At 64.6% G+C, this 26,622-nt stretch carries 27 protein-coding genes; 14 read left to right on the plus strand and 13 right to left on the minus strand.

Translation table 11 applies throughout. The features are described 5' to 3' along the window. Positions 1–123: 123 nt before the first annotated feature. The 6 genes from OYT13_RS02820 to OYT13_RS02845 all read left to right on the plus strand — a co-directional run bounded on the left by OYT13_RS02820 (position 124) and on the right by OYT13_RS02845 (position 6,471). Positions 124–552 (plus strand): GlcG/HbpS family heme-binding protein, encoded by a 429-nt coding sequence (locus OYT13_RS02820; protein WP_261939278.1) that lies wholly within the window; start codon positions 124–126, stop codon positions 550–552. Beyond that, a complete protein-coding gene (locus tag OYT13_RS02825) occupies positions 545–1,597 on the plus strand; it encodes an amidohydrolase family protein (RefSeq protein ID WP_268567214.1) in 1,053 nt (350 codons plus the stop codon). Before OYT13_RS02820 ends, OYT13_RS02825 begins: the two co-directional genes overlap by 8 nt. After that, a complete protein-coding gene (locus OYT13_RS02830; protein ID WP_268567215.1) occupies positions 1,594–2,490 on the plus strand; it encodes a VOC family protein in 897 nt (298 codons plus the stop codon). The genes OYT13_RS02825 and OYT13_RS02830 overlap by 4 nt, the downstream gene beginning before the upstream one ends. A gap of 42 nt (positions 2,491–2,532) precedes the next feature. Further along, positions 2,533–3,405, plus strand: coding sequence for a fumarylacetoacetate hydrolase family protein (locus tag OYT13_RS02835; protein ID WP_017232604.1), 873 nt, complete (start codon positions 2,533–2,535; stop codon positions 3,403–3,405). Beyond that, entirely contained in the window at positions 3,402–4,970 is a 1,569-nt protein-coding gene (locus OYT13_RS02840) for a bifunctional 3-(3-hydroxy-phenyl)propionate/3-hydroxycinnamic acid hydroxylase (protein WP_268567216.1), read from the plus strand. The genes OYT13_RS02835 and OYT13_RS02840 overlap by 4 nt, the downstream gene beginning before the upstream one ends. A 109-nt stretch (positions 4,971–5,079) precedes the next feature. After that, the gene (locus OYT13_RS02845; RefSeq protein WP_261939276.1) at positions 5,080–6,471 is read left to right on the plus strand and encodes an MFS transporter; all 1,392 of its coding nucleotides are present in this window, start codon (positions 5,080–5,082) and stop codon (positions 6,469–6,471) included. Positions 6,472–6,491: 20 nt separating this feature from the next. Here OYT13_RS02845 and OYT13_RS02850 read toward each other — a convergent pair whose 3' ends face one another. The 3 genes from OYT13_RS02850 to OYT13_RS02860 all read right to left on the minus strand — a co-directional run bounded on the left by OYT13_RS02850 (position 6,492) and on the right by OYT13_RS02860 (position 8,308). After that, positions 6,492–6,998, minus strand: a complete 507-nt coding sequence (locus OYT13_RS02850) for a DUF2878 domain-containing protein (RefSeq protein ID WP_232424541.1) — start codon at positions 6,996–6,998, stop codon at positions 6,492–6,494. A 96-nt stretch (positions 6,999–7,094) separates the two neighbouring features. Next, positions 7,095–7,625: a chalcone isomerase family protein gene (locus OYT13_RS02855; protein ID WP_150562303.1), complete on the minus strand. Its 531-nt coding sequence runs from the start codon at positions 7,623–7,625 to the stop codon at positions 7,095–7,097. After that, positions 7,622–8,308 carry a lipocalin family protein gene (locus OYT13_RS02860; protein ID WP_268567217.1) on the minus strand — a complete coding sequence of 229 codons (687 nt, stop codon included), beginning with the start codon at positions 8,306–8,308 and terminating at the stop codon, positions 7,622–7,624. Before OYT13_RS02860 ends, OYT13_RS02855 begins: the two co-directional genes overlap by 4 nt. 199 nt (positions 8,309–8,507) lie before the next feature. Here OYT13_RS02860 and OYT13_RS02865 point away from each other — a divergent pair, with 199 nt between their 5' ends. After that, positions 8,508–9,401, plus strand: coding sequence for an alpha/beta hydrolase (locus OYT13_RS02865; protein ID WP_017232598.1), 894 nt, complete (start codon positions 8,508–8,510; stop codon positions 9,399–9,401). Positions 9,402–9,447: 46 nt separating this feature from the next. Beyond that, entirely contained in the window at positions 9,448–10,032 is a 585-nt protein-coding gene (locus OYT13_RS02870) for a fasciclin domain-containing protein (protein ID WP_017232597.1), read from the plus strand. Between the two features lie 70 nt (positions 10,033–10,102). Here the strand turns inward: OYT13_RS02870 and OYT13_RS02875 are convergent, their stop codons facing one another. Further along, positions 10,103–10,576 (minus strand): Lrp/AsnC family transcriptional regulator, encoded by a 474-nt coding sequence (locus OYT13_RS02875; protein ID WP_017232596.1) that lies wholly within the window; start codon positions 10,574–10,576, stop codon positions 10,103–10,105. Positions 10,577–10,756: 180 nt separating this feature from the next. Between OYT13_RS02875 and OYT13_RS02880 the strand changes: the two genes are divergently transcribed. From OYT13_RS02880 to OYT13_RS02890, 3 genes are read left to right on the plus strand one after another with little or no spacing between them, the layout of a single operon-like run. Continuing rightward, positions 10,757–12,037, plus strand: coding sequence for a Zn-dependent hydrolase (locus tag OYT13_RS02880; RefSeq protein ID WP_268567218.1), 1,281 nt, complete (start codon positions 10,757–10,759; stop codon positions 12,035–12,037). 51 nt (positions 12,038–12,088) lie between these two features. Further along, on the plus strand, positions 12,089–13,321 hold the full coding sequence (locus OYT13_RS02885) for a diaminopropionate ammonia-lyase (protein ID WP_268567219.1): 1,233 nt from the start codon (positions 12,089–12,091) through the stop codon (positions 13,319–13,321). Positions 13,322–13,358: 37 nt separating this feature from the next. Further along, positions 13,359–14,525: a M20 aminoacylase family protein gene (locus OYT13_RS02890; protein ID WP_268567220.1), complete on the plus strand. Its 1,167-nt coding sequence runs from the start codon at positions 13,359–13,361 to the stop codon at positions 14,523–14,525. On the opposite strand, the gene OYT13_RS02895 is transcribed toward OYT13_RS02890, so the two are convergent. From OYT13_RS02895 to OYT13_RS02905, 3 genes are all read right to left on the minus strand, one after another. Further along, positions 14,526–15,728, minus strand: a complete 1,203-nt coding sequence (locus OYT13_RS02895) for an aminotransferase-like domain-containing protein (RefSeq protein ID WP_017232592.1) — start codon at positions 15,726–15,728, stop codon at positions 14,526–14,528. A 161-nt stretch (positions 15,729–15,889) separates the two neighbouring features. Then, positions 15,890–17,389: an L-piperidine-6-carboxylate dehydrogenase gene (amaB, locus tag OYT13_RS02900; protein ID WP_017232591.1), complete on the minus strand. Its 1,500-nt coding sequence runs from the start codon at positions 17,387–17,389 to the stop codon at positions 15,890–15,892. Positions 17,390–17,505: 116 nt separating this feature from the next. Continuing rightward, a complete protein-coding gene (locus OYT13_RS02905; RefSeq protein WP_017232590.1) occupies positions 17,506–18,531 on the minus strand; it encodes a DUF1338 domain-containing protein in 1,026 nt (341 codons plus the stop codon). 166 nt (positions 18,532–18,697) lie between these two features. Here OYT13_RS02905 and OYT13_RS02910 point away from each other — a divergent pair, with 166 nt between their 5' ends. Further along, entirely contained in the window at positions 18,698–19,606 is a 909-nt protein-coding gene (locus OYT13_RS02910) for a LysR family transcriptional regulator (protein ID WP_017232589.1), read from the plus strand. Positions 19,607–19,612: 6 nt separating this feature from the next. Here OYT13_RS02910 and OYT13_RS02915 read toward each other — a convergent pair whose 3' ends face one another. The 4 genes from OYT13_RS02915 to OYT13_RS02930 form a co-directional block, all read right to left on the minus strand. Beyond that, on the minus strand, positions 19,613–20,272 hold the full coding sequence (locus tag OYT13_RS02915) for a YitT family protein (RefSeq protein ID WP_130024818.1): 660 nt from the start codon (positions 20,270–20,272) through the stop codon (positions 19,613–19,615). Between the two features lie 138 nt (positions 20,273–20,410). Continuing rightward, the gene (locus OYT13_RS02920; protein ID WP_017232587.1) at positions 20,411–21,508 is read right to left on the minus strand and encodes a branched-chain amino acid aminotransferase; all 1,098 of its coding nucleotides are present in this window, start codon (positions 21,506–21,508) and stop codon (positions 20,411–20,413) included. A gap of 324 nt (positions 21,509–21,832) precedes the next feature. After that, complete coding sequence (yfcF, locus tag OYT13_RS02925) at positions 21,833–22,507, minus strand: glutathione transferase (RefSeq protein ID WP_017232586.1); 675 nt, start codon at positions 22,505–22,507, stop codon at positions 21,833–21,835. A 224-nt stretch (positions 22,508–22,731) separates the two neighbouring features. Beyond that, the gene (locus OYT13_RS02930; RefSeq protein ID WP_017232585.1) at positions 22,732–23,781 is read right to left on the minus strand and encodes an aldo/keto reductase; all 1,050 of its coding nucleotides are present in this window, start codon (positions 23,779–23,781) and stop codon (positions 22,732–22,734) included. Positions 23,782–24,027: 246 nt separating this feature from the next. Here OYT13_RS02930 and OYT13_RS02935 point away from each other — a divergent pair, with 246 nt between their 5' ends. After that, entirely contained in the window at positions 24,028–24,999 is a 972-nt protein-coding gene (locus tag OYT13_RS02935) for an AraC family transcriptional regulator (protein ID WP_268567839.1), read from the plus strand. Here OYT13_RS02935 and OYT13_RS02940 read toward each other — a convergent pair. Then, positions 24,996–25,283 carry a type II toxin-antitoxin system RelB/DinJ family antitoxin gene (locus OYT13_RS02940; RefSeq protein WP_026131705.1) on the minus strand — a complete coding sequence of 96 codons (288 nt, stop codon included), beginning with the start codon at positions 25,281–25,283 and terminating at the stop codon, positions 24,996–24,998. The genes OYT13_RS02935 and OYT13_RS02940 overlap by 4 nt on opposite strands. Positions 25,284–25,362: 79 nt before the next feature. Here OYT13_RS02940 and OYT13_RS02945 point away from each other — a divergent pair, with 79 nt between their 5' ends. Then, positions 25,363–25,614: an MJ0042-type zinc finger domain-containing protein gene (locus OYT13_RS02945; protein ID WP_017232582.1), complete on the plus strand. Its 252-nt coding sequence runs from the start codon at positions 25,363–25,365 to the stop codon at positions 25,612–25,614. A 13-nt stretch (positions 25,615–25,627) separates the two neighbouring features. Here OYT13_RS02945 and OYT13_RS02950 read toward each other — a convergent pair whose 3' ends face one another. After that, positions 25,628–26,569, minus strand: coding sequence for a 2-hydroxyacid dehydrogenase (locus OYT13_RS02950; RefSeq protein ID WP_017232581.1), 942 nt, complete (start codon positions 26,567–26,569; stop codon positions 25,628–25,630). Between the last annotated feature and the right edge of the window lie 53 nt (positions 26,570–26,622).

A 26,622-nucleotide genomic window follows, 5' to 3' on the forward strand; every position in this document is an offset into this window, starting at 1 on the left:
ACGATTATTTGTGTATGAAAATAACAAATCAGTGTTTTTGTATATATAATTGCTCGCAACAAAGGTCCGGTGCGATCGCTTGATCGAGATCGCAACGCCTGGACGCGTTCGGAGATCAGTCGTATGGCATCCCCCCTGACGTTGGCGCAGGCCAACGGAATCATCGCGGCGGCACTCGCTGCGAGTCACCAACATCAGTACAAGGCGATGGCGGTCGTCGTGCTCGACGATGCTGGCCACATCAAGGCCGTGCAGCGCGAAGACGGCGCGTCGATGTCGCGAGTGGACATCGCAACCGGCAAGGCGTGGGCCTGTGTGAGCATGGGCGCCAGCAGCCGCGCGCTGCTCGCCCGTGCCAAGGACAATCCCGCCTTCTTCAATGCACTCGCGGTTACGCACGGCGGCAAGTTCATTCCCCAGACCGGCGCCGTTCCGATTCGCGATGCCGACGGCCGCGTCATCGGCGCCGTGGGTGCATCGGGCGGCACAGGCGACGAGGACGAAGCGATCTGCATCGCCGGCGTGATGGCCGCGGGGCTGCGTCATGAGTGAGCCTGTCGTACACGGCCACGGTTGCGGCTGTGCTGCGCTGCCCGGTATCGACGTGCACTGCCATGTGATTCCCGCCGAGTTTCCGAAGTCGCTGGGCGTCACGCCGGCCGGCTGGCCGTCGATGGCGCCGGCGCACGAGTGCCATCGGCACGTGATGATCGACGGCGGTCTCTATCGCACGGTCTCGGACCGCTGCTGGGATGCCGGCAAGCGGCTCGACGACATGACCGAGCAGCGGGTCGGCGTGCAAGCGCTCTCGCCCATGCCAGAGTTGCTCGGCTACTGGCTGCCGGCGCAGGAGGCCGCGCATCTGAATCGCTACGTCAACGACGAGATCGCCAAGATGGTCGCGCACGCGCCGACGCGCTTCGTCGGTCTCGGGGCGGTGCCGTTGCAGGACATGGATTTCGCCATTGCCGAACTGACCCGAATGATGGCCTCGGGCGCCTTCGCGGGCGTGGAACTCGGCAGCAATATCAACGGTGTGCCGATCGGCGCAGCATGCTTCGATCCCTTTTTCGAAGCGGCCGAAGCGCTCGGCGCGGCGATCTTCGTGCATGCACTGCGCCCGGCCGGCGAGGCGCGACTGGTCGGGCCGAAGCCTCTGTTGCAAGCCCTCGGCTACCCCACCGACGTTGGCTTGGCCGCCGCGTCGGTACTCACGACAAATCTGATCGTGCGTCGCCCGACGCTGCGCATCGCGTTCAGTCACGGCGGCGGCACGCTTGCGTCGCTGTTGCCCCGACTCGAACGCGCGCACAAGGTGTTCAAGCCGCTCGACGACACGCTACTCGAATCACCGAGCGCCCAAGCGCGACGCCTGTACTACGACGCCCTGGTGTTCGACGACGACACACTCGCGCACCTGGTCAGGACCTTCGGCCACACACAACTGATGCTCGGCACCGACTATCCGTTCGCGTTTCGAGAGACCACGCCGGTCGCCAGCATCGAGCGCGCGTTCGCCGATGCGACGCTGCGCGAATCCCTGATTCATCTCAATGCCGAACGCTTTCTCGGCATGTCTGCAAGGAGTCACTCATGACGTCGTCCCTCGTCAGCGCACTGCGCGGCATTGCCATCGGCGTGCCGGATCTCGCGCTCGCGGAAACCTTCTATACCGAGACCTGGCATCTGAGCGTCGTGGCGCGCACCGATGACGCGGTCTATCTGCGCGGTACGGGCGCGGCGCATCACATTCTCGCGCTGCATCGCAGCGACCGCGCCGACGTGCGCAGCGTCGATTTCAACGTGCCTTCGCTCGACGCGCTGTCGATGCTGGCCGAGACGATTCCGGCGAACGGCGGCACGGTGATCGACGGCCCGGCACCGGTGACCGAACCCGGTGGCGGCACACAGTTGGTCGTACAGGACCCGCAAGGCCGCGTGCTGCGCTTCATTTTTGGCGACATGCGCTGGACCGACACGGCAGAGCGCGCCGACGCGCCGATCAAGATCACGCACGTCGTGATGAACAGCGAGAACGTGGCCGCCGCGCAGACCTTCTTCGAAGACGCGCTGGGTTTCAAGCTTTCGGATCGCACCCGCATCATGGCCTTTTTGCGGTGTGGCACTGATCACCACAGCATCGCGCTGGCCGATGCCACCGAGACCAGCCTGAACCACATCGCCTTCGTGATGCCGGACCTCGATTCGGTGATGCGCGGTGGCGGCCGCATGAACGATGCCGGTTATCCGATCGAGTGGGGCGTCGGCCGTCACGGTCCGGGCAACAACGTGTTTGCGTATTTCCTCGGGCCGTTCGACTTCGTCATCGAATACACGGCCGAAGTGCAACAGGTCGACGACACCTACCGCACCGGCGGGCCGGATGACTGGAAGTGGCCGCCCGGACGCATCGATCAGTGGGGTGTCGGAAAATCGCCGTCGCCGCGCCTCAAGGAAGCCCAGAAAACCATTCGCTTTCGCCACGGCTGAAGCCGTCGCGTCAATCTTCAATCAAGTCCACGGAGTCTTTCGGTGAAATTCGTCACATACAAGCATGAAGCAGGCACGCGCCTGGGGGTGGTCGACGGCGATGACGTCATCGACCTGGCAGCGGCCGAACCCGGCGTGCCGTCCGATCTGCGCGTCGCGCTGGAGCAGGATGTCGATGTGCTCGGCGCCGCCAAGCGTGCGGTAGCCAATCATGCCGGTCAGCGCGTGCGCCTGTCGGATGTCAAGCTCGCCCCGGCGTTGCCGCGTCCGGGCAAGATCGTCTGTCTCGGCCACAACTTCTATGATCACGCCAAGGAAGGCGGCAACCTGAAGCCGGTGTACCCGCTGATCTTCTTCCGCGGCGCGACCTCGCTGATCGCCCACGACGATCCCGTGATTCGTCCGTACGTGTCGGAGAAGTTCGATTATGAAGCCGAGCTGGCGGTGGTGATCGGCAAAGGCGGTCGACACATCAAGCGCAGCGACGCGCTCGAGCACGTCTTCGGCTACGCCTGCTTCAACGACGCCTCGGTGCGCGACTTTCAGAAGCGCACGTCGCAGTGGACCATCGGCAAGAACTTCGACGGTACCGGCGCGTTCGGCCCGTGGATCGTCACGCCGGAGGACCTGCCGGCCGGCGCCACCGAGCTGAAGATGGAACTGCGCCTGAATGGCCAGGTGATGCAGAAGACCAACACCTCCGACATGATCTGGGGCGTGGCCGAAACTATCGAACTGCTGTCTGAATGCATGACGCTGGAACCGGGCGACGTGATCGCCATGGGCACGCCGGCCGGTGTCGGGTTCGCCCGCACGCCGCCCGTGTGGATGAAGGCCGGCGATCGCGTGGAAGTGGACATCGAGCGTGTGGGCGTGCTGTCCAACCTCGTGCAGGACGAAGTCGAGGCGAAATGAGCGTCATGAACGAGTCCTACGACGTTCTCATCTCCGGCTTCGGCCCATCGGGGGCCGTCGCCGCAAACCTGCTCGGCAAGCTCGGTGTGCGCACACTGTGCGTCGACAAGGCGCGCGAGGTCTACGACAAGCCGCGTGCGATCGCGCTCGATCACGAGATCATGCGCATCTTCCAGGATCTCGGGCTAGCCGAGCGCATCGCCCCGTTCGTCGATGTGTTTCCGCCGTCGGAGTACTACGGCACGCAAGGGCAGTTGATCAAGCGCATCGCCACCGTCGAGAAGCCCTATCCGATGGGCTATACGCCGACGATGACCTTCACGCAGCCGCCGGTCGAGCAAGCGCTGCGCGATCAGGCCGCGAGCTACGACTGCGTGAGCCTCGCGCTGGGCACCGAGCTGATCGGATTCGAAGACACGGGCGAGGCGGTCACCGCACGCCTGCGCGACGACGCCGGCCAGACGCGCACCGTCACGGCCAAGTATCTGATTGCCGCCGACGGGGCGTCGAGCTTCGTGCGCACCACGCTGGGCATCGCGCTCGAAGACCTCGTGTTCGACGAACCGTGGGTCGTGGTCGACGTGATGGTCAACGACAGCGGTCTGGTCAAGTTGCCGAAGGTGGCGATCCAGTATTGCGAGCCGAAGCGCCCGTGCACGTACATCGTCGGTCCCGGACGGCATCGCCGCTGGGAAATCATGCTCTCGCCCGGGGAAGATCCCGCGCAAATGCGCGAAGACGAAAGCGTGTGGCAACTGCTCTCGCGCTGGCTCACGCCGGAAGACGGCACCTTGTGGCGCGCGGCGAGCTATCGCTTCCACGCGCTGGTGGCGAGCGAATGGCGCCGTGGCCGCGTGTTCATCGCGGGTGATGCCGCGCATCAGCAACCGCCGTTCATCGGTCAGGGGATGTGTCAGGGCGTGCGCGACATCGTCAACCTGGTCTGGAAGCTCGAACGGGTGCTTCGCGGCACGGCGTCGGACGCGCTGCTCGACACGTATCAGGTCGAACGCAAGCAGCACGTGACGACACTGACCACCCGCATCAAGGAGATCGGTCGCGTGATCTGCGAGCGTGACGAAGCGGCGGCCGCCGCGCGCGACGCACGACTGCTGGCCGAGTGCGGCGGTGTGGTGAAGACCGTTACGCGTCAGGAAATCGTGCCGCCGTTGCAGTCCGGATTGCTTGCCGCTGACGGTAACGCCGTGAACGGCACGCTGTTCCCGCAACCGCTCGTTGCGACGGACGCGAACGCCTCCGCGTTGCTCGACGACGTGGTCGGGGGCGGCTGGCGCGTGGTGGTCGACGATGTTGCGTTGCTGGACAGCGGCTGGGTCGCCGCGGCACGCGATATCGGCGCAAGGGTCGTGGTGCTTGGCTCGGCAGCATCGTTGCCAGCCGGCAGTGTGGCAGTGCAGGAGAAGGAAGGTGTCCTCGCGAGATGGTTCGAGAAGCACGATTGCCACGCGGCAATCGTGCGACCGGACCACTACGTTTGGGGTGTGGCGGGACACGCGAGTGCGCTTGCATCACAACTCGACGCGCTGATCGGCGCGTTGAGTTGACGGCCGGCGCCACGCCCGCTTGCGCGGGTGTGGCAAGCCGCCATTAAATATGCGGAACACGCCGGCACCAGACCGGCGCGGCCGCGACTGACACGGTCTGGAGACAATCGTGACGACAACCATTACCGCGCGCGAAGAAATCGCGCAGGCGAAATTCGGCGGGTTTCATTTCAAGTTTGCCGTGCTGCTCACCGCCATCATGTTCTTCGATGGCTACGATCTTTTCAATGCCGCTTACGTCATCCCACTGGTGCGCAAGACCTGGCAGCCTTCGCCCGGCATGATCGGCTTCATGCTCTCGAGCGGCATCATCGGCCTGTCGATCGGCTCGGTGCTGCAAGGCCTGCTGTCGGACCGGTTCGGACGCCGTCGCGTCATGCTGCTGGCACTGTGGATGCTGACCCTCTCGAGCGGTCTTCTCGCCACCGTCGTGCACGGGCCGCTGGGGTTTGCGATCTTCCGCCTCATCATGGGCACGGCGCTGGGCATGGTGACGCCACTGGCGCTGACCTGCATCAACGAGTGGGCGCCGGCGAAGAACGCGAACACGTTTGCGACGTGGGTGTTCCAACTGGGCTTCTCCGCAGGCGGGATCTTCGCAGGCATCGCCGGGCTCTCGATGACGGCGCACTTCGGTTGGGAGTCGCTGTACTACATCGGTGCCGCATCGCTGTTGGTGGTGATTGCCGCGACACTGTGGTTGCCTGAATCGATTCAATATCTGATGCTGCGCGGACGGGAGTCGGAAGTGCGCGTACTGCTCGCCAAGCTGCGTCCTGAGCGTGAGGCGGTGTATCGCACGGCGACGTTTGCGCCGATGCACAAGCCCGAGACGATTGGCTCGATCGCGGCACTGCTCTCGCCGATGTATCGCCGCAACACGATCGTTCATTGGATTGTCGGCTTCCTCAGCCTGTTCTGCATCCACGGTCTGACGGGCTGGCTGCCGACGCTGGTCGTCGCGAGCGGCGGCGGTGTGTCATCGGCGTTCGCCTACGGCACGCTGGTGATGCTGGCGTCGGTGTTTGGCGGAATCGGCATGGGATGGCTGGCGGACAAGCTGCGCAGCCGCATCAAGGCGATGATCATTGGCTACACGTTGGCATCGATCTCGATGATCTCGGTCGGCATTGCGCTGGGCAATCTGTGGGCACCGCCGTTCGTCGCGGCGCTGGGCTTCTTCATCTTCGGTGCGCAGGCCGTGCTCAACAACTATCAGGTGATGTGCTATCGCACGGAAGTGCGTGGCACGGGGATGGGTGTGGCCGTGGGGCTGAACCGCGTGGGCGGCATCATGGGGCCGATGATCATTGGCATCGTCGCAACGTTCAACCCGTCGCCGAGCTACACGTTCGGTATCTTCGCCGTGGCACTGGCGCTCGCCGCCGCGATCATCTCGCTGGGACGCCAGGAGATCGCATCGGTCGGGCTGGTGCCGGCGCCGGAAGCGCGCAGCAATGAGGTCAGTGGCGCGGCCAGCGTGCCGGCCGGGCAACGTTGAGGGGTATGACTGCCGGGTGACTACCGATCGTCATGTTGCATGGCGTCGGTAGCCTTACGGGAGGCGATCGGCCCCGAACCGATCGCCTCCCCCAGCGTGATCAGTCCGGGCAGCATGACCGCCCATCCCGCGCCAATCAGGGCGAGCGCTCGCCAGATGTCGATGAACTGCACGGCCCCCAAAGCCGCGCCCGCGCGAAACGACAGTGGACCGCCCACCGCGCCAAGCATGGCGCACAGAAGCCGGCGACGGCGCAGCGACGCGAAGACGGGATTGATCTGCAACGCGAAGAGGGCCCATAGCCCGGCCATCCAATACGGCGCGAATCCGGGGACAAGCACGCCGTTCGGGTAGGCGATCCAGCCGGTGCGATAAACACAGGACTCCCATCCGAAACCCAGCACTGTGACGACGACGAGAAACCCCGCTTCGCGAAGCGGTCGCCGGTCCAGACACAGATGACCCGCCGCCATGGCGGCCACGAGCGCGACGCCTATCCATCCGTCTCCCTTGGCGGCGCTGAGCACGCACGTGAACCACCCAACCTGGCCGAGTACGACGTAGACCAGGCCGAGGCAACCTCCCGGGTGCGGTGGGTTACACCGTCGCGATACCACGGCCGGTCACGGGCTTTCGCCCAACAGGTGTCTGCGAAGCGAAGGCGCCCGCGTGTTCGGGTCGAGCCAGATGCCGAAGAATGCCCGCGCGAACGCCATGTCGGGAACGTCGGCCTTCAGTGTCCCGTTCGTATAGAACCGTGCGCCACGCCCAGGCAGATAGACGCCACATAGCTCGTCTCCGCGTGACACGTCGCCGAACGCACGCTGCATGTCCTCGCGCCACGCATTGAGCGTGTCGTTCGCGATCGGACGCGGGGCCAGCCGCTGCATCTCGTCGATGCCGGTCGAGACCATGCGCTCTCCGCTGACGCTGCGTTCGTACTTGAGGACGAGCGCGAAGGGCGTGTCGTCCGAGACGGGCGTGTGCGGCGACCAAAGCTCGGCCTTGTAGAGACAGAAGCCCAGCACGCAAAACTCACCTGCGCCAACGCGGTGGGCTGTTGTCAATGCATCGCGACATCCCGACCAGGCGGGTGACGTTGCCAGCGTGCCGACCAAACACACGATCACGCTTGTCAGACGACTCGCTTTCATTCGCTTTTCCCCGGGGTGGCGAAGCCCGGCTGACCGAGTTGCTCGGGACACTGGGGGACGCGCCGGAAGCGCGTGGTGTCGTAACCCATGGCGTCGAAGCGAGACAGCAGTGCGCGGTAGGTCGCGTCGTCCATCGTCGGCTCGCGGGAAAAGATCCAGCCCAACGATTTGTCGGGATAGGCCAGCAGCGTGTACCGATAATCCGGATCGACATACACAGTAAGCTGCGAGACATAGATGGGCCAGAACAGGCGAACACGCCACTCCCCGCCACCGCTGCCCGGGACCACACTATCGAGGAACTGGTAATGACGCTCGGGTTGGTCGAACCCATCCTTGCGGCCATAGAAGTGATCGTCGATCTTGCCGTCGTCGCGCAACTTCCACTCGGCGCGGCTGCCGACGAAGTCGCGTTCGGCGAAATAGGGGATGTTGGCGATCACATACCACTTGCCCATGTATCGCGGCAGGTCGACCGGCACCGTGTGAAGCGGAACGTCCGCGCGAGGGTTGGGGTTGGGCGGCGCGCCCGTACAACCCGCCAGCAGCACGCTCGCACCGGCGAACACGGCCACCGCAACGTGGCGCGTTCGTTTGACGCCTTCGTGGCTGCGCCATCGAGAAAGCCACGCGGCATACAGCGCGAGATTCAGTCCGACGAATGCAATGGCGGCGGCAGGCATGATGCAAGCTCCGTAGCGGGTTCAAGACGCGTGTCACGGGTATACGGACGTCGCGACCCCTTGGATGCAGCGGAAACAAAAAAATCCGCCGATTTCCGCTCGGACGTGCATCCGGGCGATCGCCATTCCCGTACTGACGAAGGCAAGCCCGGGGGGGGGGCATTGGCCTTCCCCGGCCTCTATTCGACAGGAAGGGAACATGACGAATGTCTCGCTCGGCGGCATGCTGGCCGTGGTGCTTACCAGCGTCGCACTGTGTGCGTGCAGTCCCGTCACGCTAGTGAATGCGCTCACGCCGCGGACCACGTATCGTGACGTCACGAATATCGCTTATGGCACGTCGGAGCGACAGCGACTCGACGTCTATGTGCCAACACACCCCGACGCGGGGGCGAGCGGCATGCCGGTGGTCGTGTTCTTCTACGGCGGGAGTTGGCAGAACGGCCAACGTGAAGACTACCGCTTTGTGGGCGAGGCGCTCGCCTCGCGCGGCTTCCTGGTGGTCGTGCCCGACTATCGAACCTATCCCGAGGTGACCTTCCCGGGCTTCATGGACGACGCCGCGATCGCGGTGCGCTGGGCGAGCGAGCGTGCGCGAGCGTATGGCGGCGACCCCGACCGCCTGTTTCTCATGGGTCATTCGGCGGGCGCGCAAATGGTCGCGTTACTGGCAACCGATGCCCGCTACCTGCACGCCAATGGCATGCGCGAGTGCGATATCGCGGGCGTCATCGGTCTGGCCGGCCCCTACGATTTCCTGCCGCTCAAGAGCGATGTGCTTCGCCGGATATTTCCCGAGCCGGTGCGACTCGCCAGTCAGCCGATTCATTTCGTGACGGGTAGGGAACCGCCCATGTGGTTGGCCGTGGGCGACGCGGACACGGTCGTCGATCCGGGCAATACGACGCGGTTTGCCCAGCGCTTGCATGGGATGAACGATGCGGTGCAAGTGCGGCACTACGACCTCGGACACGCGATGCTTCTGGGAACGCTTAGCGCACCGCTGCGAGGGTATGCGCCAGTGCTGGACGACATTGCCACCTTCGTGAATTCATTTCCGGAGCGTGCATCCGCTCACCCGGCTTGTTCGTAAGTAAGAGGGCTTCCGAATTGCGAAGCGCCATCAATGGGGTGAGAAAATGAAGACTCGTTACTCGACCGGAATTCTGCCGGTGCTTGTGGCAACCTGCTGTGTTTTCGGATCGGCGCTCAGCGCTTGCGCGGCGCCGATGGACAGCGGTGAGAAGACCGTCATGGTCGGCGGGGCCGCGATGTACCCCTCGAAGAACATCATCGAAAACGCGGTGAACTCAAAAGACCATACGACACTCGTCGCCGCTGTGAAGGCCGGCGGGTTGGTCGACACACTCTCCGGTCCCGGGCCCTTCACGGTCTTCGCGCCGACCAACGAAGCCTTCGCCGCGCTGCCGGCCGGCACCGTCGACACGCTGTTGAAGCCCGAGAACAAGGCGACCCTCGACAAGGTGCTCACGTATCACGTGGTGCCGGGCCGACTCTCCGCGCAGGATCTGATGAAGGCCGTCAAAGACGCCGGCGGCAAGGCGATGTTGAAAACGGTCGAAGGCGATTCACTGACCGTGACGCAGATGGGCGGACACCTGATGGTGACGGATGATAAGGGCGGTGTGGCTAACATCGCCATCAGCAACGTCATGCAATCGAATGGGGTGATTCACGTCGTGGACAAAGTACTGATGCCCTGATGCCCTGTGATGTTTCCCCGGTCGTTCGTCAGGGCGTGGTGCCCAGGAGAATGACCGGGTGTCGTTGCGTTCAACTGCCGAGCGCGTCCAGCGGCACTTCCAACCCGACCTTGACGTTGCTCATCGACACGAGCGTTTTGAAGCGTTTGACATTGTTGCTCTCGAAGAACAGGGCGCGGGTGAGTTCGGTGTACTGCGCCATGTTCTGCACGACCATGATCACCACGAAGTCGCATTCGCCCGCCACGTAATAGCATTGCTGCACTTGCGGGCAGGCGAGAAAGCTGCGCCTCATCGCATCGAGCAGGTCGAGCCGCTCGTTCTCGACTTCGACCTCGGTAATGATCGTCAGCGTGTAGCCCACGCTGGCCGGATCCACCAGCGAGACGGTCTTGCGTGTCACGCCCTCGTCGGCCAGCTTTCTGAGCCGCCGATTCACCGCGGCCGATGACAGATTGATTTGCGCGCCAAGCGCATGCTGAGGCGTCGTCGCGTCTTGCTGGATCGCGGCGAGCAGGGCGATGTCGTAACTGTCCAGGCTCATGTAACGCAATAAAAATTCGAATTTTCGGCTAAAAACGGGTTAATCGTACACGCGCCCCGGAATATTATTCAGGCAGATCGATGATACTCCGCCAGCGGTGACGCGCAAAACCCGTCGCTGAAAGCGCTTGCGCGAGCGGCTGTCCCATCGACATCTCCACCGAAACGACAGCATTCCCCTATGTCCGCTACGAACGCCCCCACCGTCCTTCGCCTGAACGGCGCCGTGCTGTTGCAACAGTTGCATGAGCTGGGCGAGATCGGCGCCGATCCCGTGGCGGGCGGCCGCACTCGCGTCGCGCTCACTGATGCCGAGAAAGCCGGGCGTGATCAGGTCGTCGCGTGGATGCGCGAACTCGATCTCGACGTGCGGATCGATCGCATCGGCAATATCTTTGGCACGCTGTCGTCGGCCGCGAAGGACGCGGCGGGTGAGGCGGGTGAGGTGCTGCGCCCGCTCATGATGGGTTCGCACATCGACACCGTCGTCAACGCGGGCGCGCTCGACGGATGCTATGGCGTGCTCGGTGGCCTTGCGATCGTGCGGGCATTCCGCGAAGCGGGCGTCGTGCCGTCGCGTCCGATCACGGTCGCGGCATTCACCAACGAGGAAGGCGCGCGTTTTCATCCGGACATGATGGGCTCGCTGGTTCACGCGGGGGGGTTGCCGCTGGCCGAGGCGCTCGATGCCATCGGTACCGATGGCGCGCGTCTGGGCGATGAACTCGTGCGTATCGGATACGCGGGCGAGATGATGCCGGGCACCCTCGTGCCCCACGAGTATCTTGAGCTGCACATCGAACAAGGCCCGATTCTCGAGGCGGAAGGGCTGCAGATCGGCGTCGTCGAGAATCTACAGGGCATTTCGTGGCAGCAGATCACCGTGCAGGGCAACGCCAATCATGCCGGCACCACGCCGACGCGTCTGCGCCACGATGCCGGCTATGCCGCGGCCGCCGCGGTCACCGAGCTGCGGCGCATCGCCGTCGACGCCGGCACGACGCTCGCGACCGTTGGCACGCTGCGGTTCGAGCCGGGCGTCATCAACGTGATTCCCCGCAAGGCGGTATTCACGGTCGATATGCGCGACCCGAACGAACAACGTTTGGCAGCGAGCGAAGCGCACTTTTCGGCATTCCTGACGAAGCTCGCACAAGACGAAGGCGTGCGCATTTCGGCCGAGCGCCTGGCGCGCTTCTCGCCGGTTGTCTTCGACGCCGAGTTGGCCGACGTCATTGAAGCGAGCGCCAGCGGGCTGGGCCTGTCGTCCAAGCGCATGACGTCGGGCGCGGGCCACGACGCACAGATGATCGCGCGCATCGCGCCGGCGGCGATGATCTTCGTGCCGAGTCGGGGCGGCATCAGTCACAACCCGCGAGAGCACACCGACGACGAGCAATTGGTGAACGGCGCGAAAGTGCTGCTCGATGTCGTTGCAAGGCGCCTCGGCGTACATCGATAGAACCGTTCGGACATCCCGACATCCCGAAATGCCGCAATACCGGAGCCCCCCATGCTGTACGTCAATCCGCACGCCGCTCGCGCGCCATACCCGGCCGACCTCCAGGACATCATGAGCATCGCTCGCGCGCAAGAGAGCCGCGAGTGGCTGGCCCATTGGGATGGGCTGACGCGCGGGAGCACACCGCTGCGCGCGCTGCCCGATCTGGCCGCATCGCTGGGCGTTTGCAGCGTGCTCGTGAAAGACGAAGCGCTGCGCTCGGCGCTGGGCAGTTTCAAGGCCCTGGGCGCGCCGATCGCGCTCGTGCGCCTTCTGTTGCGCGAATGCGAAACACTCGGCTTCACCGCGCGAACGCTTCTGCGAGGTGAGCATCGCGACGCGCTGGCCGGTGTCACGGTCATCAGCGCGACGGACGGCAACCACGGTCGCGCGCTCGCCGCGGCAGCGCAGAGCATTGGTTGCCGCTGCGTCATCGTGCTGCACGCGCAGGTGAGCGACGAGCGCGAACAGGCGATCGCCGCGTACGGTGCCGAGATCGTGCGCGTCGAGGGCAATTACGATGCGTCGGTGGACGCGGCGGCGGCGCTTGCCGCGCGTCACGGCTGGCATGTGGTTTCGGACACGTCTTACGAGGGTTACGAGGCCATTCCACGCGACGTCATGCAGGGCTACGGGACGGTGGCGGCCGAAGTCGATGAGGCGCTCTGCGGCGCAGACGCTCGCACGGACGCCGCCTGCCCGCTCACGCATGTCTTTCTGCAAGGGGGCGTGGGTGGACTGGCGGCGGGTATCGTGAGCTATCTTTGGGAGCGCTGGGGCGTGTGGCGTCCAACATTCGTTGTCGTGGAGCCGATGCAGGCCGATTGCCTCTATCAGAGCGCCATTGCGGGCAAGGCAGCCTCGGCGTCGGGGTCGGTCGATTCCGTAATGGCCGGGCTGGCCTGCGGCGAGACGTCGCCGCTCGCGTGGCGATTCCTGCAATCGTCGGTCGATGCGTTCATGACCGTCACCGATACCGAGGCCGTCGAAGCCATGCGGCGCCTGGCGCGCGGTAGCGACAACGACGTGCCCTTTGCCGCGGGAGAGTCGGGGGTAGCAGGTCTGGCGGGTTTGATGCAGGCGGCCGCTACGCCTGCGCTGGCCACGGCCATCGGTCTGGACGAGGGCTCACGCGTCCTGCTGATCAACACGGAAGGCGCGACAGCGCCGCGCGTTTATGCGGACCTTGTGGGCGAGCCGGCGATGTCGGTGACGCGGCGCCAGCAGGCGTGGCTGGCACGCTGATGTCGTCTCCGATCAACAGCATTCACAGGAGTCAGTCATGACGCAGGACCTCTATTTCGCCAAGGCGCTGACGGGGTGGCGACACGCGTTCCACCGTCAACCGGAGACCGGTTTCGAAGAAGTCGCCACGTCGCAGACGGTGGCGACGATTCTGGCGAGCCTCGGGCTGGAGGTGCATCGCGGCATCGGGGGTACGGGGATTGTCGCGAATCTGCGCGTGGGCGACGGGCGCGGCGCGATTGGCATTCGGGCCGACATGGACGCCCTACAGATCGCCGAGCAGGCGGCGGGGCGTGACCACGCGTCGCAAGTGCCGGGCAAGATGCACGCCTGCGGGCACGACGGTCATATGTCGATGGTGCTCGGCGCGGCGAAGCTGCTGGCGGCGTCGCGCGATTTCAACGGCACGGTGCGCTTCATCTTCCAGCCCGCCGAGGAGCATGGCCGCGGCGCGAAGGCGATGATTGCGGATGGATTGCTGGAACGCTTCCCGATCGATGCGATTTACGGCGTGCACAACATGCCGGGCATCGCGGCAGGTCACTTCGCCACGCGCGTCGGCGGCATCATGGCGAGCGAAGACAACTTCGTCATCCGCATTCGCGGCAAGGGAACGCATGCGGCGCGCCCGCACATGGGTATCGATCCGCTCGTGATCGGCGCGCAGATCGTCTTGGCGCTCCAGACCGTGGTGTCACGCAGTGTCGATCCAGGGCTGTCGGCGGTGGTGTCGTGCACGGAGTTCATTACGGATGGCGTTCGCAACGCCATTCCGACGAACGTCGTCATCAAGGGCGACACGCGAAGCTATTCGCCGGACGTGCAGCTACTGCTCGAGACACGCATGCGTGAGATCAGTCTGGGCGTCTGTGCGATGCATGGCGCGCATGGCGAATTCGAGTACGCACACGAGTTCGCGCCGACGATGAACTGGGCGGACAACACGACGCTCGCCGTTCGCGCGGCGCAGTCGGTGGTGGGCGAAACCCGCGTCGACGCGGACGTTACACCGATGATGGCATCGGAGGACTTCGGGGTGTTCCTGCAGCACGTGCCGGGCAACTTCGCGTTCATCGGCAACGGCAGCGGCGATGCGCTTGGCGCCATCCCGCTGCACAATGCCTGCTACGACTTCAACGACGCGATTCTGCCGCTCGGTGCGCGCTACTTCGCGCAGATCGTGCGCGACAGCCTGCCGCGTTGATCATCGCGTGGCGCCGGTCGCGTGCATTGCACGTGCAAGTCGTGCCGCGCCTTCCTCGATCGCTGATACGGCCGGCGCCGCGAACGACAACCGCAGCGAAGCCTCGTCGGCCTGTTCTGCGAAGAACGCCGTTCCCGGCACGAACAACACCTTCTCGGCGATCGCGTGCGGCAGCAGATCGCTCGTCTTCACTGCGGCGAGACGCGCCCACACGAACATGCCGCCCTGCGGCGCGTGGAACGCGATGGCATCGCCCAGCGTCGCGCGCAACGCGTCGCACATCGCGTCGCATTTGCGGCGATAGGCTTCCGTGATCCTCGGCAGATGGCGTGCCAACGCGCCGTCTGCCAGATATTCCGCCGCGACCGCTTGCGTCCACGGAACACTGCATAGATCAACCGTCTGCTTCGCGACGACGCATCGTCGCGCAATCTCCGGCGGCGCGACCGTCCAACCCACGCGCAACCCCGGGGCGACGATCTTCGACAGGCTCGAGAAGTGCACCACCCAGTCGCGCGATCCCGGCACTTCCGCCGTCAGGCCGAGCAAGGTCGGCACCGCGTCGCCCGCGAATCGCAAGTCGCCATACGGATCGTCCTCGACGATGATGAACCGGTACTCGACCGCCAGCTTCAGCAGCGCGATACGACGCTCGCGCGAGAGCGTTGCGCCGGTCGGATTGGCGAAGGTCGGCACGGTGTACAGCAGCTTCGGCACGGCGATCTTGCCCTCGTGCAGCAGCGTGCTCAGGTGCGCGACGTCCAGACCGTGTGCGTCGACGGGCACCGTCACGATCGTCGCTTGCTGCAGTCGCAATGCCTGCAGCGTCGCCGGATACGCGGGCTGCTCGGTCACCACGACATCGCCCGGCGCGATCATCACGCGCAGCAGCAGGTCCAGCCCTTGTTGCGAGCCGGTCGTCACCAGCAGCTCATCGGCGGCGCAGGACGCGCCGCGCGAGGCCATCAGCGCGAGAAGCTGCGTCTTGAGTTCGGCCAGGCCGTCGGTCGGCCCGTACTGCAGGCAGCGCGTCGGTTGCGCGAAGGCGCGGGCCTGCGCTGCGGCGAGACCGTCCACATCGAACAGGTCGCTTGCGGGATAGCCGCCCGCGAACGAAATCATGCCCGGCTCGGACAAGTATTTGAACAATTCGCGAATCGGCGAACCGGCCGGGTTGGCGAACACAGAAGTGAAGGCGTACATGGGGGCCTCGCTAAACAAAGCGTGACGGAATTCGGCTATCGGGGAGGGGCGCCGGGCGTACCTGCCGAGGGGCAGGGCACGTCCGGCGTTGACCAGATGCGTAACCCGTTGCGTGACGTCGCGCATGGGCATGGGCGACGTCGGGGCGGGTTATCGAGACTTCACTCGATCGAGAAGTCGATGCCTTGCGCGAGCGGCAGGGCGGACGAGTAGTTGACGGTGTTGGTGGCACGGCGCATATAGCCCTTCCACGCGTCCGAACCCGACTCGCGTCCGCCGCCCGTTTCCTTCTCGCCGCCGAAGGCGCCGCCGATCTCCGCGCCGCTCGGGCCGATGTTGACGTTGGCAATGCCGCAGTCGCTACCGGCCGATGACGTGAAGCGCTCGGCTTCGCGCAGATCGGTCGTGAACACGCACGACGACAGGCCGTGCGAAGCGGCATTGTTGGCGTCGATGGCTTGCGAGAAGTCGCTGTACTTGAGCACATACAGGATCGGTGCGAACGTTTCGGTGAGCACGATTTCCGTCTGCGACGGCATCTCGACGATGGCCGGCTTCACATAGAACGCGTTCTCCGCGCCTGCGACCGCGTAACGCTCGCCGCCCGTGACCTTGCCGCCTTGCGCGCGTGCCTTGTCCAGGGCGTCTTGCATGCGCTTGAAGGCACCTTCGTCGATCAGCGGGCCCATGAGCGTGCCGCGCTCCAGCGGGTTGCCGATGGCAACCTTGCCATACAGCGTCTTCAGACGCTCGACGGTCTTGTCATACACGCTCTCGTGCACGAACAGGCGGCGCAGCGTGGTGCAACGCTGACCGGCCGTACCCACCGCCGAGAACAGGATGCCGCGCGGGGCGAGTTCCATGTCGGCGCTGCCGGTCACGATGCCCGCGTTGTTGCCACCGAGTTCCAGGATCGAGCGGCCAAAGCGGCGCGCGACTTCCACGCCGACCTTGCGGCCCATTTCCGTGCTACCCGTCGCACTCACGATGGCCGAGCGCGGATCGGCGACGAGTGCCTCGCCCACGTCGCGACCGCCGATGATGAGCGCGGTCAGGCCTTCCGGCGCGTCGCCGAATTCGGCGATGACTTCTTCCATCAAACGATTGACGGCCAGTGCGGTCAGCGGCGTCTTCTCAGAGGGCTTCCACACCACGGCGTTCCCGCACACGAGCGCGAGCGCCGCGTTCCAGGCCCATACGGCCACCGGGAAATTGAAGGCGGAGATGACCGTGCACACGCCCATCGGGTGCCACGTCTCGGCCATGCGGTGGCCCGGACGCTCCGACGCGATGGTCAGGCCGTACAACTGACGCGACAGGCCGACGGCGAAGTCGCAGATGTCGATCATTTCCTGCACTTCGCCCAACCCTTCTTGCAGGATCTTGCCGGCTTCGAGCGTGACGAGCGCGCCCAGCGCCTGCTTGCGCTCGCGCAGCTTTTCGCCGAGCAGACGCACCAGTTCGCCGCGACGCGGTGCGGGCACGTTGCGCCATGCGGTGAACGCGGTCTGCGCGCGGGCGAGGGTGGCTTGGGCGTCGGCGACCGAGGCGCTGGCCACGCGGCCGATCAATGCGCCGTCGATGGGTGAGTGCACCGCGATGTCGCCCGCTTCGGCCAGTTTGGCAATGCCCAGTTCGTTGAGGATGGAAGTTGCGTTCACGTGGATACCCCTATGGAATTCAGTGTTGGCCGACGGTGCTGTTCACCGGTGTCGGCAGATTGAGGTGCAGCATCGAGGCACGGACATATTGTGCGCCGGACGCCACGAGCCCTCCATTACTTGGCGTTGGCCGTCATCTTGAAAATACCCTGCGCATTGCCCGCGTCGAAGCGCAGGTCGATCTTCCAGCAACGCTTCTCGGTGTCGTACTCGCGATGCCGCGTGATGAATTCGTAGAACGACCCCGGCACGTCGCGCGTCACGATTTCGCCGTCCTTGCCGCGGAACTCGCGACGCACGGTGTCGGCACGATAGGCCGTCTGGAACACGCGACCCGAGCGCGACCGCTCGACGTCGGGCTTCATCGGGCGGCCCTTGGCCTTCTCGGCGTCGGACAACGCGAACACGTTTTCGACACGGTCGGTCGCATGATTGAACGCATTGCCTTCGGTCGCGATCCAGGCCATTTCAGCGGATTCCGCCAACAGCAGTTCGTAATCGGCTTCGCTCGGAATGTCGTGCTGACGGGCAAACGCACCAACGATCACCGGCAGCAGCGCTTGTGCGCTTTCGAGCGGCAGCGTGCCGTCGCGCTCCAGTTCCCAAAGCTGACCGGCGGCCGCAGGCGTGAGCGGATCCTTCGACGTGCCGACCACACGCGACACGGCTTGCTGGAACGTCTCGGAGAAACGCTCCGGATGCAGCTCGCTCACGAAGAACTGCGAAATCTCTTCAGGGGCGTCTTCGTGTGCATAGGCTCGACCCGTCATGCCGAGACGGTCGAGCGGATAGCGACCGTTCAGACGGAAGCCCAGCGGGCGCAAAATGCGCGTGAAGGCCGCTTCGCCCGGCGGCAGCGCGCCGTTACCGGCCCAGCGTACGGTGCGCAGCGCGCCGTGATCGAAGTAGACGCTGCCACCGCCCGCAATCGCTTCTTCAGTGTAGGTGCGTCCATTCGGCGAACGCGCCAGCAGCCCTTCGAAAAGGGCCATGTTCATGGCCTGCGCGAGTTCGGCTCTCGTCACGCATCCCGGCTCGGCATCCGCCAGGATCGACGGCGAATTGAGTGTCGCGAAGAGCGCGTCGGTACGCGCTTGCCCGATCAGGGAAACCAGCAGGGACTGCACATTGGCATTGCGCATCGGATTATCTCAAGGGGGAACGCCGTCTCAGGCGGCATCGCAGGGTGTCAGGGCATGGCAGGGAGCGCCTTACCCCATGCCATCTTGCATTGACAGCATTATTGGAATGGATGCCTCACTCGTAAAGCGAGATAAAATTGCCACTTGATGCGTTCTTGGAATCAATATGCGCAAATTCAAGACCCCGGGCACGGCGGCGCTGCTGGCATTCGAGGCCGCGGCCCGACACGAAAGCTTTACGCACGCGGCGCGCGAGCTGTTTCTGACGGAAAGTGCCGTGTCACGTCAGATCGCCACGCTGGAGGCGCAACTGGGGGTGCGTCTGTTCGTTCGCGCCAAGCAGCGCGTGGTGCTCACCCGCGCCGGACGCCTGTACGGCATGCAAGTGCGCCGCACGTTGGAACAACTTGATCGAGACACGCTCTCGATCATGGCGCACGGCAGCGGGGGCGGGTATTTGGAACTGGCGGTGCTGCCGACGTTCGCGTCCGAGTGGTTGATTCCGAGAATGAAGGATTTCGACGAGCGCCACCCCGAGGTTCGGGTGAACATGGGGGTGCACACCGACCTGTTCACGTTCGACGAGACGCACTTCGAAGCGGCCATCCATTTCGGGCAGCCAACCTGGCCGGGCACCTCGTCGGATTATCTGTTCGGTGAGGAAGTTGTGCCGGTGTGCCGACCGTCGTTGCTCAAAGGGTCGGTTCGCACGGCCGCCGATCTGCTCGAGTATCCGCTGCTGCACTCGACGACACGCCCCAGCGCCTGGACCCAATGGTTTGCGGAGCAACGCATCGAGGACCATCGGGCGCTCCAGGGGGTGCGCTATGAGCTGCACACGATGCTCATCGCGGGCGCGGCCGCCGGGCTCGGCGTCGCGCTGGTGCCGAAGTTCTTCGTCGAGGGACAATTGGCCACCTTTGGCCTGACGATTCCCGTCGACGTGAAGAGCGTGGCCGAGTCGGCCTACTACCTCGTCTATCCGACGGAACTCACGCATGGGCAACCACTCAGCGTGTTCCGGGAGTGGCTGTTGACACAGGCCAGCGCCTATCGCCCGGACGCGCCCGTCTGACGCGGCTCAGCGTCCGGTGTAACGGCCCGGCCGGTGCCAGGCGACCACCATGGCGCTCATGGCGAGCGCGGACAGTGCCGACCAGGCAACGCGTCCCGCGGGGATCGTGGTGAGCGAGGCGAGCAGAATCGTCGTGTCGATGCACGCCTGGGTAATGCCCGCGTTGATGCCGCGCTCGCGTTGCAGCCACAGCGTGACGATGCCTGTGCCGCCCACGCCGGCCCCGTGACGCGCGAGCGCCAGAATCCCCATGCCGCACAGCGTGCCGCCGACGAATGCGGCGAACAGCGGATTGACGAAGGCGACGTTGAAGGTCTGCGGCATGGCCGCGAGGGCAAAGGTGATGCCGACGCTCGCGACGGTGGACTTGAGCGCGAAGCGCGGGCCCATCGTGACGTACGCAAAAAGGAAGAACGGAATGTTCACCAGCGTGAAGATGGTGCCCACCGGGAGGGGAAAGACGTAGGACGCGAGCAGTGCAATGCCAGCCACGCCGCCGGTGACCAACCCGGCTGCCTTGAGCAGCACCAGCCCGACCACCACGAATGCCATGCCGATGACCATCGCATAGATGTCCTCGAGCACGGAGTGCGGAACGCCGATTGTGTCGGCTGCCGCGAGGGCGCTGCGGGGGCTGCCCGCCATGGCGCCTGGATTCTGTTCCATGATCTGCAAGTCAAATACAACAAGACGGCGCGCCCGACTCTCCTGGTGTCGTGGCGCGCCGCCGATGATTTCCCGCATCGCTGTCTCGGGCGATGCGCAACTTCGCAACTTGTTTGTTATGTGAGCAACGTCCGTCGATCAGGCGACGTGGTGCACCCAGCCGAACGGATCGGCGACCTTGCCGCGTTGAATGCCCGTGAGCTGATCGCGAATACGCTTGGTGACCGGGCCTTCGCCGCCGTCGCCAATATTGAACTCGCCCTTGGCGTGACGCACCTGACCGATGGCCGTGACGACCGCCGCCGTGCCGCACGCGAACGTTTCCTTCACACGACCGCTGGCTGCGTCGGCTTGCCACTGGGCAAACTCGTACGGCGTTTCGTTGACCGTCAGGCCGTCGCGCTTGGCCATTTCGATGATCGACGCGCGCGTGATGCCCGGCAGAATCGTGCCGGCGAGCGGCGGGGTCTGGAGCGAGCCGTCGTCCATGACGAAGAAGACGTTCATGCCGCCCAGCTCTTCGATCCAGCGATGTTGCGCGGCGTCGAGGAACACGACCTGATCGCAGCCCTTGCCGCTGGCTTCGGTCTGCGCGATCAGGCTCGCCGCGTAGTTGCCGCCGCACTTGGCGGCGCCCGTGCCGCCCGGGGCGGCACGCGTGTATTGGTCGGACACCCACACGGTCACGGCCGACTTGCCGGGCTTGAAGTAGGGGCCGACCGGGCAGGCGATCACGCAGAAAATGTATTCATGCGCGGCGCGCACGCCGAGGAAGCTCTCCGAGGCGAACATGAACGGGCGGATATAGAGGCTGCTGCCTTCTGTGCCCGGGATCCATGCGCGATCGATGTCGACCAGCTTTTCCACGGCTTCGAGGAACACGGCTTCCGGCAACTCGGCCATCGACATGCGCTGGGCCGATTCACGGAAACGCTTGGCATTGGCTTGCGGGCGGAACAGCGAGATCTTGCCGTCTTCGCTGCGATAGGCCTTCATTCCTTCGAAGATTTCCTGCGCGTAGTGCAGCACGGCGCATGCCGGATCGATCTCGAACGGACGGCGGGCCTCTACCTTCGCATCATGCCAGCCCGTGCCCTCGGTCCAGCGAATCGTGACCATGTGATCCGTGAATACGCGGCCAAATACCGGGTTCGCCAGCTTGGCGGCGATCTGGTCGGCAGGGGTGGGGTTGGCGTGCGGCTCCACGACAAAACGCAATTGATTATCGGCGCTCATGTTTCTTGAATGTCTCGGCAGAGGGGGCTTCAGTCGTCAGTGCCGTTAACGTAAACGGCAAGGTGGGCCTATTTTCCTCCTTTAGCCCCCTGCCTGTCGACTGAATTCACCACCCGCGCCGTCACAACATCATTCAGAGGGCGATGACGCCGATAAAAATCGGAAATTGGCCGATTATTAGAAGAAAAGTGCGAGATTTGTCGATATTCCCGCGAAATGACGGCTGCCGCCGTTCGTCTCCACGAAGGACTGCAACGTGTCAAACGGGCGTTTTCGTTTATCAGGAGGGAGCGACTGGGTTATTCGTCCAGGGCGACGGCCCCGTCAGGCCGCGGCCCTGCCGTCGATGCTGTCGCCCGGACGCGGCGGGCGCGTCATCGCCAGCCACTCCTGCACGGCCGGTCGCGCAAATTGGCGGCGGGCATACTCGACCAGTGCCGCAGGCACCACGTCGTCGTTGTACACGAGACGGTTGATCATCAATGCGAGATCGACGTCTGCGATGCACGCCTTGTCGAACAGCGACATGCGGCCATCGGCCAGCAGGTCCTGGGCAATGGCGATCAGCTTGCTCGCGGCCGCGTGACCTGCGTCGGAGAGGGGTTCGTCCACTGGACGGTAGAAGATCACTTCGGTCGAACGCTCTTCTCGCAAGGCGCCCAGATCGCTGCGCAGCCACGCCTGCACCTGACGCGCGCGAGCCCGCTCGCATACATCTGACGGATACACGGGCACCTCGGGGAAAATGGTCTCGATGTATTCGGTGATGGCCGACGATTCGGACAGCGTGAAATCGCCGTGCACGAGCGTGGGCACGCGACGCGTGAGCGATAGGTTCGCAAAGCGGGTCTCATAATGCGCGCCCTGCACGAGATCCACGGTTTGCAGATCAAACGGCAGACCTTTCTCACGTAGCGTGACGAAGACCGACAGTGCGTAGGGGCTTGTGAATCGAGCGTCGACAAAGAGCGTGAGCGAGGCGGGGGCAGCAGCTGACAAGATGGACTCCTGTGAAAGGGATGTGCGGGCGATGGCCTGGATTGTCCAACGCACGCGACAATAAGCTACCGCAAAAATCGCCAATAGGGCGCGATCTATGTTCACACCTTGCCGCCACCAGGTCGCGAGAATTTTCCCTCGTGCCGTGAGCACAGTGCACCGCTCGCGCGGTGCACTGTGTCTCGCTCACTACAGTTCTGCGCGCATTGACTGCTTCCCGACGTTTACAGCAGACCGGCTTCGGCGAGCTGGGCGCGGCGCGGGTCGCCCTGGCGCGAGAGCATCCAGCCGGGATACTCGCTCGGCAGAGCGCTGGCCCCATCGATAGCCGACAGTTCGCGCGCGCTCAGCGTGACACGCGTTGCCGCAATGTTGTCGTCGAGCTGATCGGTCCGCTTGGCGCCGATGATGACCGTCGAGACGACCGGCTGGGCAAGCAGCCAGGCGAGCGCGATCTGCGCGACCGACACGCCCTTCTCGGCGGCGATGCCACGCATGACGTCGATGACGTCATAGGCACGCTCCACGTTGACCGGCGGGAAGTCGAAGGTTTGGCGGCGGCTGCCCGCTTCGGACTGGCCGTCGCGCGTGTATTTGCCCGAGAGCAGGCCGCCGGCGAGCGGGCTCCACACCATCAGGCCCACGTTTTCGCTGCGCAGCATCGGCACGATTTCACGTTCGAGATCGCGTCCGGCGACCGTGTAATACGCCTGCAGCGACGTGAAGCTCGCGAGGTTCAGCCGCGCCGAAATACCCAGCGCCTTGGTGATCTGCCAGGCCGCCCAGTTCGAGACGCCGATATAGCGGACGTGCCCTTGGCGCACCAGTGTGTCGAGCGCGCCGAGGGTCTCTTCGATGGGCGTGGCCGGATCGAAGCCGTGCACCTGGTACAGGTCGATGTGATCGAGTTGCAGGCGTTTGAGACTGGCCTTGATGCCGTCCATGATGTGATAGCGCGAAAGGCCACGAGAATTGGCCCCTTGTGCGCCCGTGGCACCGAAGACCTTGGTGGCGACCACGACGTTATCGCGCGGTACCTTGAGGTTGCGCAGGGCCTGGCCGGTGAGGATTTCCGACTGCCCTTCCGAATAGACGTCGGCGGTGTCGATGAAGTTGATGCCGGCATCGAGCGCGCGGCCCACGAGTGAGTCGACATCGTGTTGCTGCAAATGACCGATCTTGCTCCACAGTTCGCCCTGTCCGCCGAAGGTCATCGTGCCGAGGCACAGTTCCGAGACGAAGAGGCCGGTATTGCCGAGTTTTCTTTGTCGCATTGCATTGCTCCGTTGAAGTGGCTGCCCGTCGCAGGCGGCCGTCTGGGAGGGGCGACGGCTTGCACGGGATGGGAGAAATTATGCGTCGAGGCGCATCGGGCGAGCAGTACCTGTTCCTGCACATTTCCTGCCTGATCGTGTGAATCCCCGGTCGGAGGATCGGGCAAGCGCATGTAGCGAGGGTATGCTGTGCAGCATTGCGGCCGTGACGTGGGGATCGGCCGCCTCTGGAGTGAAGGCATGGTCATGCATTTGGTCAAGACTGAGCCGCGCGAGGCCTCGCCGCGCGGGTTCGAGGGGGATCCGTCGCGCGCCGCGCGTACCGAACTGGTGCATCGGCTGGAGCGCGCGACGCACGGCCTGGAGGGCACGACACCGACGGCGGTGGAAGGCCTGTTCGTGCATCGGATCCTGCATCCGGGCGGCCCGAAGCCGGCGCTTCAGCAACCGGCGTTCGCCGTCATCGCCCAGGGCGAGAAGCGCTTGCGGATCGGCGACGAGGATTACGCGTATGACCCGATGCACTACCTGGTGTCGTCGGTGCATTTGCCGGTGGTGGCGCAGGTGTCGGGGGCGAGCGAGCAATCGCCGTATCTGGGCATGCGCCTCGACCTGGTGGCCGAGGATGTGACGTCGCTCATCGGCGACGAGCATTTGCCGCCGCCGGCGCCTTCAGCGAGTGGGCGTGGCATGTACGTCAATCGGCTGGACGCGGCGTTGCTCGACGCGGTGTTGCGATTGTTGCGCTTGCTGGACACGCCGCGCGACATTCCGATCCTGGCGCCGATGATCAAGCGCGAGATCGTCTATCGATTGCTGATGAACGGTCAGGGAATGTTGCTGCGGCAGATGGCGTTGCAGGACAGCCAGATGAATCGGATCGCGCGCGCGGTGCGGTGGCTGCGCGAGCATTACGCAAAGCCGCTGCGCGTGGAGGCATTGGCGCAGGAGGTGCACATGAGCGTGTCGTCGCTGCATCACCACTTCAAGCTGGTGACGGCCATGAGTCCGGTGCAGTACCAGAAACAGTTGCGCTTGCAGGAGGCGCGGCGATTGATCTTTGCGGCGGACGTCACCGTGGCGGCGGCAGCGCAGACGGTGGGGTATGAAAGTGCATCGCAGTTCAGCCGGGAATATGCGCGCGTGTTTGGCGAAGCGCCGCTGCGCGACAAACGCCGTTGGTTGCAGGAGGGCGAGGCCGGGGCGCCGCGAAACTAACCTTTTGGGGAACTGCGTTTGCGTGCGGCGGCACGGCGTGCGGCGAAATGGGATTCGACGTCTTCGTCGGGAATGGCTGGACGTGTGTCTTCCAGCGCTTCCAACACCTTTCGCTTGAACCATGCATCGTGAGCGTCGGGATCCGTGACGAAACCAAAAGGTAGCGCACCTTCGTTGGCAATGCGCGTGAGTAAAATCCGAACTACATCGGAAACGGTCAACCCCATCTTGTCGAGTACGGCAGTGGCGCGTTCCTTCAGTTCGGGATCGATGCCGTCGCCAATCCCCGCGACCCGCGTCGCACGATGACCCGGCTGGTTGTAAAATCAGTGACGTTGCCGACTTGCCCGCAGGAGGCCCGTCATGCTGTCGATCCACACCGGTTTCGTCGTTTGTCCCACCTGTAAAGCCCGCTTCCCCGTCGCGGCGAGCGAGCCGACCGTCCAGGCGATGTACGACTATCTCCATTCGGATGCCGAAGTGAAGTGTCCGACGTGCGAGACCGCCTTCACCACGGGCAGCGCCAACAGCAGCATCGAGTTCGAGCCGGTCAACGACGGCGTCACGCTCTCGCCGTCGCCCGTGCGAAGCATCGACGGGCTCGACAATCACTGACGCCATTCGCCACTCACAGCGGCGTCAACACCGGCTCCCCCGCCTGGAAGCGACGCGCATTTTCGAGAAACAGGGCGAGCGTGGCGGCTTCCGCTTCGGGCGAGCGGCCAGCGACGTGCGGACTGAGCACCACATTCTGCAAATCGATCAGTGCAGCAGGCGGTGACGGCTCGCCTTCGTAGACGTCCAGCCCGGCACCGGCGATGACGCCGTCGCGCAATGCGTCCGCCAGGGCGGCCGTGTCGACGACGCTGCCACGCCCCAGATTGACGAGGAAGCCGTGCTTGCCCAGCGCGCGCAACACCTCGGCATTCACGAGGTGATGGGACTGCGCGCCGCCCGGAGCGGTTACGACGAGGTAGTCCGCCCATTCGGCCAGCGCCAGCACGCTGTCGAAATATTGATAGTGCGCGGGCGCATCGTCGCGACGGTTCCGATTCCGGTAACCGATCTGCATATCGAAGCCCTCACCGCGTTTGGCGAACTGACGGCCGACCGCCCCCAGCCCCACGATCCCCAGCTTCTTTCCCGACACGCCCGGCTGCATCGGCAGCGCGTCGCGCCACACACCCTTGCGGCAGGCGGCGTCGTAGGCCGGAATGCGACGCACGGCAGCAAGCAGCAGGGCGAAGCCCTGATCCGCCACCGTCGGCGCATTCGCACCGGCACCGTTCACGGCCACGATATTGCGCGAACGCATGGCGGCGACGTCCAGATTCTCATAGCCGGCGCCCAGCGCGCTGACCAACGCCACGTTCGGCAGATGCGACAGCTCGGCGGCGCTCAGACCACGCGCGCCGTGAGTCAGCACGAAGCGCGCCCGCTCGCCGTCGGGCCCCCAGCCTTGCGGCGCGGGGTGATAGCTCGGGTGGTAAGCCACATCGAAATGGGTTTGCAGTGCGGACAACTGCTCGGGGTGCATCGGGATCAGGACCAGCAATGAGGGCAACGACACCTTCAATCTCCACAGGGAAATGGGGGCTCGCGGCGCAGCGTCGCAATGACGCG

The organism is Pandoraea sp. XJJ-1 (assembly GCF_026802345.1).
GTDB classification, from domain to species: domain Bacteria; phylum Pseudomonadota; class Gammaproteobacteria; order Burkholderiales; family Burkholderiaceae; genus Pandoraea; species Pandoraea cepalis.